At 72.1% G+C, this 12351-nt stretch carries 13 protein-coding genes; 6 read left to right on the top strand and 7 right to left on the bottom strand.

Annotated features, from left to right (window positions below; all coding sequences use genetic code 11):
- Window positions 1–51: 51 nt before the first annotated feature.
- Complete coding sequence (locus tag OG589_RS13625; protein ID WP_405149130.1) at window positions 52–1206, bottom strand: acyltransferase; 1155 nt, start codon at window positions 1204–1206, stop codon at window positions 52–54.
- Complete coding sequence (locus tag OG589_RS13620; RefSeq protein ID WP_405149129.1) at window positions 1199–2146, bottom strand: alpha/beta hydrolase; 948 nt, start codon at window positions 2144–2146, stop codon at window positions 1199–1201. The genes OG589_RS13625 and OG589_RS13620 overlap by 8 nt, the downstream gene beginning before the upstream one ends.
- Window positions 2147–2282: 136 nt before the next feature.
- Between OG589_RS13620 and OG589_RS13615 the strand changes: the two genes are divergently transcribed.
- Both OG589_RS13615 and OG589_RS13610 read left to right on the top strand, forming a co-directional pair.
- The gene (locus OG589_RS13615) at window positions 2283–3488 is read left to right on the top strand and encodes a sensor histidine kinase (protein ID WP_405149128.1); all 1206 of its coding nucleotides are present in this window, start codon (window positions 2283–2285) and stop codon (window positions 3486–3488) included.
- Window positions 3485–4141: a response regulator gene (locus tag OG589_RS13610; protein ID WP_405149127.1), complete on the top strand. Its 657-nt coding sequence runs from the start codon at window positions 3485–3487 to the stop codon at window positions 4139–4141. Before OG589_RS13615 ends, OG589_RS13610 begins: the two co-directional genes overlap by 4 nt.
- Window positions 4142–4280: 139 nt before the next feature.
- Here the strand turns inward: OG589_RS13610 and OG589_RS13605 are convergent, their stop codons facing one another.
- The 3 genes from OG589_RS13605 to OG589_RS13595 form a co-directional block, all read right to left on the bottom strand.
- Window positions 4281–5081 carry an SAM-dependent methyltransferase gene (locus OG589_RS13605; RefSeq protein ID WP_405149125.1) on the bottom strand — a complete coding sequence of 267 codons (801 nt, stop codon included), beginning with the start codon at window positions 5079–5081 and terminating at the stop codon, window positions 4281–4283.
- A gap of 329 nt (window positions 5082–5410) precedes the next feature.
- Window positions 5411–6514, bottom strand: coding sequence for a sensor histidine kinase (locus OG589_RS13600; protein ID WP_405149124.1), 1104 nt, complete (start codon window positions 6512–6514; stop codon window positions 5411–5413).
- Window positions 6511–7164, bottom strand: coding sequence for a response regulator transcription factor (locus OG589_RS13595; RefSeq protein WP_405149122.1), 654 nt, complete (start codon window positions 7162–7164; stop codon window positions 6511–6513). The genes OG589_RS13600 and OG589_RS13595 overlap by 4 nt, the downstream gene beginning before the upstream one ends.
- 112 nt (window positions 7165–7276) lie before the next feature.
- Between OG589_RS13595 and OG589_RS13590 the strand changes: the two genes are divergently transcribed.
- The 3 genes from OG589_RS13590 (at window position 7277) to OG589_RS13580 (ending at window position 9567) form a co-directional block, all read left to right on the top strand.
- Entirely contained in the window at window positions 7277–7600 is a 324-nt protein-coding gene (locus OG589_RS13590) for a hypothetical protein (protein ID WP_405149120.1), read from the top strand.
- Window positions 7601–7921: 321 nt separating this feature from the next.
- Window positions 7922–8296, top strand: a complete 375-nt coding sequence (locus tag OG589_RS13585) for a YciI family protein (protein ID WP_405149118.1) — start codon at window positions 7922–7924, stop codon at window positions 8294–8296.
- Window positions 8293–9567: an RNA polymerase sigma factor gene (locus tag OG589_RS13580; protein ID WP_405149116.1), complete on the top strand. Its 1275-nt coding sequence runs from the start codon at window positions 8293–8295 to the stop codon at window positions 9565–9567. The genes OG589_RS13585 and OG589_RS13580 overlap by 4 nt, the downstream gene beginning before the upstream one ends.
- A gap of 377 nt (window positions 9568–9944) precedes the next feature.
- On the opposite strand, the gene OG589_RS13575 is transcribed toward OG589_RS13580, so the two are convergent.
- Window positions 9945–11105: a cupin domain-containing protein gene (locus OG589_RS13575; RefSeq protein ID WP_405152041.1), complete on the bottom strand. Its 1161-nt coding sequence runs from the start codon at window positions 11103–11105 to the stop codon at window positions 9945–9947.
- A 79-nt stretch (window positions 11106–11184) separates the two neighbouring features.
- Here OG589_RS13575 and OG589_RS13570 point away from each other — a divergent pair, with 79 nt between their 5' ends.
- Window positions 11185–11961, top strand: coding sequence for an IclR family transcriptional regulator (locus OG589_RS13570; protein ID WP_405149114.1), 777 nt, complete (start codon window positions 11185–11187; stop codon window positions 11959–11961).
- 24 nt (window positions 11962–11985) lie between these two features.
- Here the strand turns inward: OG589_RS13570 and OG589_RS13565 are convergent, their stop codons facing one another.
- Window positions 11986–12351 (bottom strand): hypothetical protein, encoded by a 366-nt coding sequence (locus OG589_RS13565; RefSeq protein ID WP_405149112.1) that lies wholly within the window; start codon window positions 12349–12351, stop codon window positions 11986–11988.

The following is a 12351-nucleotide window of genomic DNA, read 5'->3' as shown; positions in this document are numbered from 1 at the left end:
CCGGATCAGAGCGTCTCAGGACCTTGGCAGCACCGGGGGCTTGGTAGTCGATCATCGCCTCGAGCGCGTTCGGCAAACGCTTGACGCCGGAGGCTCCGTTGGCGGCCGAGGGCATCGCTCGTAGGCGTGGAACGCGGTCCAGCACACCAGCAGGGCCAGCGCGAACACCGGCAGCCAGGCCAGGCGGGCGAGCAGCCAGCCGGGATCGTCAGGGACGGTGTGCAGGCCGGGCAGCGGGCCGTCGGCGAGCAGGCCGATCGCGGTGACCGCGATCAGGGCGGTCTGGTGCCACAGGAAGATCGTCATCGCGGAGAGGTTGACCAGCGCCACGACGGCCCACGCGGCGGGGTGGCGCGTCAGCACCCGCCGCAGCGGGCCGAGCAGGAGCAGGGCCGCCCCGCACTGGGTGAGGCCGAAGGCGACCGCCGCCAGCGTGGGCGGCGACTGGTTCGAGATGGGGGCGCCGGGCACGCCGACCATGGAGGCCGGGTAGCCGGCCCACAGGACGAGCGCCGCGGTGGCCGCGCCGCCGCCGAGCAGCAGCGCCCACCCCGTCGTACGGCCGCGCAGGTCGCCGCGGGCCCAGGCCGCGCCCAGGCAGTACGGGACCAGCCAGCCGGCCGCCACGTTGGTCCAGCCCAGCCAGGCGGGCCCGCCGAGGCCGTAGCGGACCAGGTCGACGAGCGCGACAACGGCGAGCGGCCACAGCGGATGCAGCCTGGCGACCAGCGGGGTCGCCGCCGTCAGCGCCGCGAAGACCAGCAGGAACCACATCGGCGACAGCACCAGCTTGACCAGGACGCGCACGGTGTTCGGGTCGGCCCCCGACGCGAGCATCGCGCCCGCCACCACGCTCCACACCGCCGCCACGACGATGACCGGCCGGAACAGCCGGGCCATGCGGGCAGTGAGCCACCGGCGGTAGGTCCGGCCACGGCCGAGGGCGTTGATGTGGCTGCGCGCCGCCATCTGCCCGCCCACCAGGAAGAAGACCGCCATCGTCTGCAACAGCCACGAGACGGGCGCGAGCTGGGGCATCTGCCGGAGGGGGCTGCCGACGCGTACCGTGCCGCTGTCGGCGACCAGGGCCGTCACCAGCCAGTGACCGAGCACCACTCCCAGGATGGCCACCGCCCGCAACGCGTCGGCGGCACGGTCGCGGTCGGGCGGAGTCGCCGCGTCGATGCGCCGGACGAGGTCACGCACTGGAGGGGGCCCGTCCGGAGATGATCCTGGCGATGTTCGCAAGGGCCACGCCGGGTCTCAGGTAGTCGCTGTGGCCGCCGTCGCCCGCCGCGAAGACCCGGGCGCCGAACTCCGGCGAGACCGGATCGGCGCCGAACCCGACGGTGGCGAAGGGAAGCCGGAGCCGCGCGTGCGGCACGCCGGCGATCCAGTCACCGGAGGCCCGTCCGGCCCAGACGGTGGCCCGGGTGCGCAGTCGCGCGGCGGTGCCGGCACCGGTGCCGGCGCTCGCGCACAGGATGATGTCGGCCACCTCCAGCCCGGGCGCGGCCCGCCCGCAGACCACGCTCCCGTAGGAGTGACACACGAGGGAGATCCGGGCCGCGGGCCTGACCGCGCGCAGTTCCCGCACGAACCGGCGCAGCGCTGGGGCGGCCTCGTCGGCGCGGCCGGGCGTCAGCGCCTGGAAGCTCACGGTGCTCGGTGTCCGGTAGCCGAGCCAGGCGATGACGGCGGACCGGTCGCCGAGCTCCTGCCGCAGCCTCATCGCGCCGCCCCGCAGGAGCCCGTACCTGTCGAGGTCGGTGTCGGCGCCGGGGACCACGACGGCGATCCGCTCGGCCAGGGACAGGTCGCCGAACACCTCGGTGGCGCGCCCGCCGTCGCGTCCGTCGAAGGACAGGAAGGTGCGCGCCGGGTCGGCCATGGCGCGCAGCATCGCGGCCCGCCACCGGTCACCATGACCTGCCGCGATCAGCTCAGCCGCCCGCATGTCCTCTCTGCTGGCGGCGTACCGTCCGGCCAGAGCCGCGGGAGTGGCGGCCCGCAGCGGGGCCAGTGCGGCGGGGGCGGGCGCCGGGACGGCCGAGGGGCGGGCCGCGCCCGCCACCGGCACCACCACCGAGGTGGCGACGAGTGCGGCGAGCAGGGCGCGGCGCGGAGGGGATTCGCTGACTTCCATCACCTGGCCGAAGGTGCCGCAGGCCGCATCCGCGCCGCATCGGACCGCCGGTGGCATTCGCCCGGGCGCGGGTGGACCGCAGGTGTACACCCGTGGTCCGATGCCCGGGCACGGGGCACGCCGTTACCCTCTGACCATGCACGTCACACCACCGCTGCCTCTGCTGAAGCGTGTGCCGCCCGGGGCCTGGACGGCTCTGGCCTGGTGTGCGGGCCTGGCGTTCACCTTCCTCGTGCGCGTCAGGCTGCCCGGTGAGTGGGAACCCACCGTGAATTCCGGGCCATTCTTCTACCGGTGGGACGGTTTGGCGTTCCTGGCGGTGGCCACTGCCCTGGTGCCGGCCGGCAGCGCTCTGCTGCGCCATCGGCCGCTGCCGGCTCTGGCCTTGTTGCTCGCCGCCTCGGCCATCGCGTGCGTCCCCCTGGGTGTGGGAGAGATCCCCCTGGCTCAGTTCCTGGCGGTCGATGTCGCGCTGTACTTCATCGCGGCCACCCGGCCGCGCCGCACCGGGATCGTCGCCGTCGCCATGGCGCTCGCCGTGCTCACCGGTTACCTGGCCACCCGGCTGCTGGCCGGGTGGAGCGTCGGGACCTCGGCGGAGCTGGCCGTCGCGATGACGGCCCTCATCGCCTGGCTGGTCGGCGGCTCGGTGCGCCAGGCCCACGAGCACGCCGAGAGGCTGGCCGCCCAGGCCGCCGCCCAGGTGGTCACCGACGAACGGCTGCGCATCGCGCGCGAACTGCACGACATGGTCGCGCACAGCATCGGCGTCATCGCCCTGCAGGCCGGCGCGGCACGGCGGGTCATCGACACCCAGCCCGTACGGGCGCGCGACGCGCTGGGCGAGATCGAGACGGTGGGCCGGGAGACGCTGTCAGGGCTGCGCCTCATGCTCGGCGCGCTCCGTACCCCCGAACCGGGACGGGCACCACAGGCGGCGCCGCTCGACCCGGAGCCCGGCCTGGCGGACGTCGACCGGCTGGCCGCGACCACGACGGATGCCGGTGTCCGCGTCGACGTGCGGTGGCTGGGCGAGCGGCGTCCGCTGCCCCCGGACATCGACATGTCCGCCTACCGCATCGTCCAGGAGGCGCTCACCAACGTGGTGCGTCACGCCGGCGCCTCGTCCTGCCTGGTGTCCGTCGACTACCGGGACGAGGAGCTGTCCATCGAGGTCCTCGACGGCGGGCCGGGGCGCGGGCGCGGCGGCGGGGAAGGATACGGCCTGGTCGGGATGCGCGAGCGGGTCGCCCTGCTGCACGGCGCCTTCTCCGCCGGGCCGCGTCCGGACGGCGGCTTCCGAGTGGCGGCCCGCCTGCCCGTGCCGGTGGTCGTGCGATGACGGTCCGCGTCGTGCTCGCCGACGACCAGCCGCTGGTCCGCGCCGCCCTGCGGATGGTCATCGCGGACGCCCCCGACCTCGAACTCGCCGGGGAGGCCGGGACCGGCGCGGAAGCCGTGCGGCTGACCGAGGAGCTCCACCCCGACGTGGTGGTGATGGACATCCGCATGCCGGGCATGGACGGCATCGAGGCCACCCGGCTGATCACCTCGGGTCCCGGCACGGCGCGCGTCATCGTCCTGACCACGTTCGACGACGACGACTACGTCTACGGCGCGCTGCGCGCCGGCGCGTCCGGGTTCCTCGTCAAGGACATGGCCCTGGACGACATCCTCGCGGCGGTCCGCGTGGTCGCGGCCGGCGACGCCCTCATCGCGCCGAGCGTCACCCGCCGCCTGATCGAGGAGTTCGCGGGACGGCCCTCCCCCGTCCCGCGCCACCGCGGGCTCGACGGCGTCACCGCGCGCGAGCGCGAGGTGCTGACCCTCATCGGGCGTGGGATGTCCAACAGCGAGATCGCCGCCGAGCTGGTCATCAGCGTCGCCACCGTCAAGGCGTACGTGACACGGCTGCTCGCCAAGCTCGACGCCCGTGACCGGGTGCAACTCGTCATCACCGCCTACGATGCGGGCCTCGCGTCACCGTCCCGCTGACCCGCGGCCCGCAAAAGATCATCGCCACCTGGAACGGATCCCCGACGTGGGACGCGACCTGTGCTCGTGAAACGGTCGTCCAGGGCATCAAGCCTGGGCGCCGATGCCTTCCAGCGCGTCGAGCTTCTTCCCGCGGGCCTTACGGCTTGGCGGCGACGCCGCAGAACGCCGTGACCTCGTCGGGCAGCCCCCAGGGGGTGGGTTCGGGCCGCCAGCGTGACACCGGCACCACGCCCGGCTCAAGTAGCCGCAGGCCGTCGAAGTAGGCGGCGATCTGCTGGGGAGTGCGCAGCTTGTAGGGGTCGCCCGCTTCGGCGCGGGTCTTCTCCGCCTGGGCCGCGGCCTCGGGGTCGACGGCGTTGGTGCCGTCCTCCAGGGCCAGATAGCTGCCCGGCGGCAGCGCGGCCACCAGGTGGTCGCGGATATCGGTCGCCTGCGCGTCGTCCCACACGTTGCCCAGGATGCCGAGCATCATCAACGCGATCGGCCGGGTGAAGTCCAAGGTGCGGGCCGCCTGCTGGAGGACGTACTCGGGATCGCGGACGTCGGCGTCCACGTAGTCGCACTCGCCCTCGGACGTGCTGGCCAGCAGGGCGCGGGCGTGCACCAGTACCAGCGGGTCGTTGTCCACGTAGACGATCTTGCAGGCCGGGTTGACACGCTGGGCGACCTCGTGGGTGTTGTCGACCGTCGGCAGCCCGGTGCCCAGGTCCAGGAACTGGGTGATCCCGGCCTCACCGGCAAGGTGCCGCACCGCCCGGCCCAGGAAGACCCGCGAATGCCGGGCGACGTCCACGATTCCCGGGTACACCTCGCGAACCTGGTCGCCGACCTGCCGGTCGATGGCGTAGTTGTCCTTGCCGCCCAGCCAGTAGTTCCACACCCTGGCCGAATGGGGGGTGGTGGTGTCGATGTGCGCAAATGTCGGTTCATCTGTCATGGGAGCACTCTTTGTCGTGGAGTCGGGGATGCCACCGGTGAGCGGGTGCTGGTGGTATGCGGACGAGTTCCCACAGATCATTTCAGGCCGCCACAGATGCCGCACGGTCCGCGAGGTTTCTATTGACTATTTCGGCAACCCGGTGCTGTCCGGCCTGCTCCAGCAGACCCGGGCGTTCAGCGACGCGGAGCGCTACGACTTGACCGTCCGGCTGCTGCGCGAGCGAGCGCCGGACAGCCTTCAGGCTGGGGAGCGCGTCAAGCCGGCCAGCAGTACGCCCCCTGATGCGAATGGTCCTGCCCGAGCCCGTCCAGTGACCGGTGCGTCCGTCAACGGCCGCCGGTGCCCGGGTGGCCGAAGGCGACGGTCACTTCGAGGCCGCCTTCGGGGAGGGCCCGGGCCTCCAGCGTGCCGTGGTGGGCCTCCACGATGGCGGCCACGATCGACAGGCCGAGTCCCAGACCGTCACCGCTTGCCTTCCTGCCGGTCTCCAGTCGCTGGAAGGGTCGCAGGAGCAGGTGGACCCGGTCAGGCGGTATCACCGGGCCGCTGTTGGAGACCCTCAGAGAGGGCCGCCCGGACCATACGGCGGTTTCCACGGTGATCCGGCCGCCGGGCACGTTGTACCGAAGGGCGTTGTCCAGCAGGTTCGCGACCAGGCGTTCGATCAGGGCCCGGTCGCCGGAGGCGGGCGCCGGACGAAGGGAGGACTCGACGCGCACATCCAGGGCGCCACGGTGGTCCAGGGCCTGACCGGTGATCGCGGCCAGGTCGAGGGGCTGGCGGTGGTGCAGCCCCTGCTGACTGCGGGCCAGCGTGAGCAGGGCCTCGATGAGCCGCTCCTGGTGCTTCCCCGCGGCCAGCATGCGTTCCAGTACGGCCCGCAGTGACCGGGCATCGGCCGCCGGATCGGCGAGCGCGACCTCGGTCATGGCCCGCTGGAGCGTCAGCGGGGTGCGCAACTCGTGGGAGGCGTTGGCGACGAACTGCCGCTGCGCGGTGAACGCGGCCTCCAGCCGGTCCAGCAGCTCGTCGAAGGTGTCGGCCAGTTTCTTGAGCTCGTCGTCCGGCCCGGAGGCGGCCAGCCGCCGATCGAGCCGGTCGGCCGTGATACGCCGGACGGCGGCCGTCATCTCGTCCAGCGGCCGCAGCACGCGCCCGGCCATGAACAGGCCCAGCAGCATTGCCGCGAACGCCATGACCGCCAGCGCGATCAGGGAGTTGACCAGCAGCCGCCGCAGGTGCTCCGACTGCTCCACCCGAGGGGTCTGGACGGGCGGACCGGCTCCGCCGGGCGCCATGGGAGCGGCCGGTGGCCCGGGGAAGGGCGAGTACTCGACCAGTACATAGATGAGGGCGACCAGCAGCACCCCGGCCAGCAGGAACAGGCCGCTGTAGAGCAGGGTCAGGCGCAGCCGTACGGTCTGCCTCATATGCGGTATCCGGCCTGCGGGACCGTCTCGATCAGCGGCGGATCGCCGAGCTTGCGGCGCAGCCGGCTGATCGTCACCTTCACGGTCTGCGTGAACGGGTCGGCGAACTCGTCCCAGCCGCGTTCCAGCAGCTGCTCGGCCGAGACCACCGCGCCCCCGGCCGCCAGCAACAGCTCCAGCACGGCGAACTCCTTGGGACTCAGCGGCAGCCGGTGCCCGTCACGGGTGGCGATGCGGGTGGCCGGGTCCAGACGCAGGTCGCCGTGGACCAGCACCGGCGGGAGGGCGCGGTGCGACCGCCTGGCCAGCGCCCGGATCCGGGCGACCAGCTCGGCGAAGGCGAACGGCTTGGAAAGGTAGTCGTCGGCGCCGACGCCCAGCCCGGTCACCTTGTCGTCGATCGTCCCGGCGGCGGTGAGCATCAGCACCCGCGCCGGGTAGCCCGTGCCGGCCAGCTCCCTGCACACCTCGTCCCCGTGCAGGCCGGGCAGGTCCCGATCGAGGACGACCACGTCGTAGTGGTTGGCCGAGGTGCGGTCGAGCGCGGCGTGGCCGTCCAGCACCACGTCGACGGCCATGCCCTCGCGGCGCAGCCCGCCGGCCACCGTCAGGGCCAGCTCCTCGTGGTCTTCGACGATCAATACCCTCATGATCTCCCCAGAATGCCCCGCCCCCGGTTACAGCGGGGTAACCGCCGTCGTTCCCGCCCTGTTACCGGCTTCCGGCTTTTCTGGGTCCCACGACAGAAGCGGAGGAACCATCATGTACGGCTTATCGATGCGGAACGCCATCCTCGTCGCCGTGATCCTCGCGGTGAGCGTGGGCGGGATGGCCGTCTCGGCCGCGAGGTCCAACGGCGACGGCAAGGAATTCACCGCCTGCATGCGCTCGCACAGGCTGCCCGACTTTCCCGAGGTCACGGTCTCCACGGACGGGCTGGTCAACTTCGACGTCAACGGCGAGCACGTCGACGTCCTGTCCAGTAAGTACGGGGCGGCGGTGCGGGCCTGCGAGTTCCTGTTACCCAATGGATTCCGGCTACCAGGTAGGCCCGCGGCACCGGCCGCCCCGTCACTTCCGTCCTGATGTCTGGCCGTCACTGAACTTGACAGCGGAACCTGTGACCGAGCTGGGCACTGTCATTTAGCTAAACATCCAAGCAATATGGCCGGACGGCATTCAAAGTGACAGTGCGGTCCGAACACGGTTCGGAGGAAGCTCTGAATGGTTGTGGGCCACTGCGTCGCCACACTACTGACTCTCTCCCGACCCTCTATTCCGTTCGATCTTGTCAGTCTTGGGTGGTCCTCCTCGACCTCGCCGCCCTGAACTGTTACCGGCACCGGAGCAATTTCTCCGGGGCCGCTGTCGAAGCCGGCTGTTCTCGTTCGTCGGGTGATAGAGAGGATGACCATCAAGAATGAGGAGGGCCTGATGCCCCAGTACGGAGTCCTGATCTACATGCCGGCGCCGGCCGACCCGATGAAGCTCTCGCCCGAGTACGAAGCGGCGCTCGAACGGTACCCGGCGCAGGTCGAGGAGCTGGGCGGGCGCGGTGTCGCGGGGTATGCGTTGCAGCCCAGCGTCACGGCCACGTCCGTGCGCGGCGGCGACATCGTCACCGACGGCCCGTTCATCGAGGCCAAGGAGGTCATCGCCGGGTTCTTCATCCTGGAGGCGCCCGACCTGGACGTCGCTCTGAAGATCGCCAAGCTCAACCCGGTTCACCTGGACGGCGGCGGCGTGGAGGTCCGGCCGCTGTTCGTCCCGCCGGCGGAGTGAGCGACGACAGCAGGGCCGCGGTCGAACGCGCCGTAGCGGACGCGCACCGTCGCGAGTGGGCCTTCGTGCTCGCCGCGACGGCGCGCGTCGCCGGCGATCTCGATCTGGCCGAGGAGTGCGTCCAGGACGCCTATCTCGCCGCGCTGGCGGCGTGGGCGCGCGACGGCGTGCCCCGCAAGCCCGGTGCCTGGCTCACTACCACCGCCAGATGCAAAGCGCTGGACGTGCTGCGCCGGGACCAGGTGTTCCGGGCGAAGATGCCGCTGCTGGCAGAACCGGACGAGGTCGACATGGACGAGTCTGACGACGAGGTGATCCCGGATGACCGGCTGCGGCTCATCTTCACCTGTTGCCATCCCGCGCTGGCCCGGGAGGCCCAGGTGGCGCTGACCCTGCGCCTGGTGTGCGGGGTCGGCACCGGGGACATCGCCAAGGCGTTCCTGGTCTCCGAGCCGACCATGGCGGCGAGGGTCACCCGGGCCAAGAAGAAGATCTCCGTAGCGGCGATCCCATACCGGGTACCGGACGCCGGCGAGCTGCCCGAGCGGGTGGACGCGGTGCTGACCGTCATCCACCTGCTCTACACCACCGGGCACACCGCCTCCACGGGCGCCGATCTGGTCCGCGCCGATCTGGTGGAGCGCGCGCTGGGTCTGGCCCGCATGCTCATGGCCCTGATGCCCGATGAGGCGGAGGTGCGCGGGCTGCTGGCGCTGTTGCTGCTCACCGATGCCCGCCGGGCCACCCGTACCGACACTCAGGGCCGGCTCCTGCTGCTGGAAGAGCAGGACCGCTCCGCCTGGGACCGGGCTGCCATCGGCGAAGGACGCCGCCTGGTCGAGGGCGCGTTCCGTGCCGGCCGGGCCGGCCGGTACGCGTTGCAGGCCGGCATCGCCTGCCTGCACGCCACCGCCGCCAGCTACGCCGCGACCGACTGGCGCCAGATCTTGTGGCTCTACGACGAGTTGCTGAAGGTTTGGCCCTCTCCGGTCGTCGCGCTCAACCGGGCTGTGGCGATCTCGATGGTGTACGGTCTCCAGGCCGCCCTCGATGAGATCGACGCCCTGGCACGAGATGACCGGCTCGCCGCCTACCACTACCTTCCGGCCATCCGGGCCGACCTGCTGCGCCGGCTCGGCCGCCCCCGCGAGGCCGCCGTCGCCTACCGCGCGGCGTTGGACCTCGCCGACAACAAGGCCGAACGGGAGTTTCTCGCCGCCCGCCTCGACGAGGCCGTCGATTCCGGATCCGGTCGCTCGTCGGAACGGTAGACGACCGACCGGAAAGGAGTCTCGCATGGACACGGCCACCGACGCCGGTTGTGATGTGCGAGCCGGGCGACAGGAGTGGACGGGACGCCGGCGCCGATCAGCGTGTCCGCGAACTTGGCGAACAGGGTGAGGTGCTCCGGCAGGTTCCGGCCCATCTCCTGGATGTGGGTGCGGTAGTTGAGCCCGGCGCAGACCACCTTCGACGGTCTGGGGACCACCGGCGCGAACTCGGCGCCGTCCACGGCGTATACCTCGCCGCGCCGGCCCGGCCCTCCTCTGTCAGCAGGGCGCCACGTCGGTGGCGCCGAGGTCGACCAGAACGTCGCCGTCGACCTTGACGGCCCTGGTCGTGCCGTTGGTCCGGATGGTGGCGAGCTTCATCGGGTGGTTCCCTCTACATGGGTGCGGTTGAGCTTGAGGGCTTCGAAGACCGGGGAGTCGCTGAAGCGGAACAGATCGAGGGCGCCGGAGTCCGAGTCGGTGGCACCGGCCTCGGAGCGGACGGAGAACGGCTGCCAGGACGGCACCACGAACAGGTCGCCGCGCGTCACGGACCAGGACGTGTCGCCGACCGTGACCGTGCCGGAGCCGTCGAAGACCTGGTAGACCGACGACCCCGTCTCGCGGACCGGCGCGCTCTCCGCGCCGCGCACGATGCGGTGCATCTCGGCGCGGATGGTGGGCAGCACGTCGGCGCCGGTCGCCGGGTCGGTGAACCGGACGGCGGCGTGGCCGGGCTCGACTGTGCCGCCGAACCCCTCCGCCTCAACGGTGAGTTGGTCGGCGAGGGCGCGGTCGGTGTGCTCCCAGCGGTACGCCAGCAGCGGCGAGCCGGGGGGCAGCGCCCCGGCCGAGACCGGCCGCAGGCCCGGGTGACCCCAGAGGCGCTCGGCGCGCGACCGCTCCGGGGTGATCCGCTCGGCGTCGCTGATCGTGTCCCGGCCGAACTCGAAGAACTGCGTCTCGGTGACGTACTGGAATGGGATGTCCAGGCCGTCGATCCACGCCATCGGCTCGGCGGTGGCGTTGTGGTGGGCGTGCCAGTTCCAGCCCGCCTGTGGCAGGAAGTCGCCGCGCCGCATCGCCACCGGGTCGCCGCCGACGACCGTCCACACGCCCTCACCCTCGACGACGAACCGGAAGGCGTGCTGGGTGTGCCGGTGCTCCGGGGCGTCCTCCCCCGGCATCAGGTACTGAATGGCGGCCCACAGCGTCGGCGTGGCGAACGGCCGGCCGCTCAGCGCCGGGTTGGCCAGCGCGATGGCGCGGCGCTCACCGCCGCGGCCCACCGGGACCAGATCGCCGGCCTGCGCGGCGAGCGCCCGGAGCTGCTCCCAGCGCCACAGGTGCGGCACAGCTTGGGAGTGCGGCCGGGCGGGCATCAGGTCGCCGATCTCGGTCCACAGCGGGATGAGCAGTTCCTTCTCGAACTCCCGGTACAGCTCTTCGAGCGCCGGGGTGACCTCCGGTTGGCCCTCCGCCGAAACGGCCTGCAGCCGGATGGGGGAGTCCGAGGCGATGTCTGGGGCGATGGGGATCTCAGTCACAGCGCTCAGTGTGCGTCCCGTCCGCCAGGAAGACATGTAGATTCTGGACAGCAGAATCAGGAGGTCCGCCATGGACAAGCCGCTCAAGACGCCGCCGCCGTACGCGATCGCCAGCGTCGACCACGCCCTCCGGGCGGCCGCCATGCTGCAGCTGGAAGGCGGGCTCACCGTCTCGGAGATCGCCGAACGGCTGGGCGTCGCCCGGTCGACCGCGCACCGGCTGCTGGCCATGCTCGTCTACCGCGACTTCGCCGTGCAGGACGAGCGTCGGGTCTACCACGCGGGCCCCGTCCTGGAACTCGCCGCGCATTCCCAGTCCGAGGTGTCCCAGCTGCGGGCCGCCGCGCTTCCCCACCTGGGCAGGCTGGTCGACCTCCTCAACGAGACCGCCAACCTGACCATCCGCACGGGCGACACCGCCCGGTTCATCGCCAGCGTCGAGTCCACCCGGGCGCTGCGCATCGGCTCCCGGGAGGGCATGGTCTTCCCCGCCCACCGCACCACCGCCGGCCTGCTGCTCCTCGCCCAGCTCGGCGAATCCGAGCTGGACGAGGTGTACGCCGCCGAGCGCTACCGAGACCGCCCGGCGGACCGCCCCGACCTCGCCCGGCTGCGCGCCCAACTGGCGCGGATCGGCCGCAGCGGGTTCGCCGTGAACCAGGGGCGCTCCGAGCGCGGGCTCGTCGCCGTGGGTGTCCCCGTGTACGGCCGGGACGGCACCGCGCAGGCGGGCCTGTCGGTGTCCATGCCGGGTGTGCGGCATGATCCGCGCCGGCTTCCGTTGCTGGTCGCCGCCCTCAACGCGGCGGCGCGCGCCCTGGAGGCCGACTTGGCGGCGGCGTCCTGATCCCGCCGGGCCCCGGGGCCGGGGTCAGTCCTCCGGCGTGTCCGTGCTCAGCAGGCCCGCCCAGCTCTCGGCCGGCACGTCGACCACCTGCTCGCGGTCGCTACTCCAGCGGCCCGGGGTCCGGCCGCGCAGCTCCGGGTCGACCGCGGCCGCGTCGAAGGCGGCGTTGAGGTAGGGGCGGATCGAGTCCCAGCGGCCAGCGGTGTTGCGCAGCCACCCGGTGATCGCCTCGCGGCTGCCGTCGTTGACGACCGCGACGAGCGCCCGCGCGGTGGAGCCGTGGATCGGCGAGGAGATGCGTTCGAGTGGTCGGCCAGACCGGGGGCGACGGTGGTACCCGAACCCCCGCCCCCCGGAGGCCGGCACCCGCGAAACCAGGTATGTTGACAT

It is taken from the genome of Sphaerisporangium sp. NBC_01403 (assembly GCF_045040145.1).
GTDB classification, from domain to species: Bacteria; Actinomycetota; Actinomycetes; order Streptosporangiales; family Streptosporangiaceae; genus Sphaerisporangium; species Sphaerisporangium viridialbum.
Note: the sequence above shows the minus strand (reverse complement) of the source record. Positions and strands in the feature narration are given on the sequence as shown.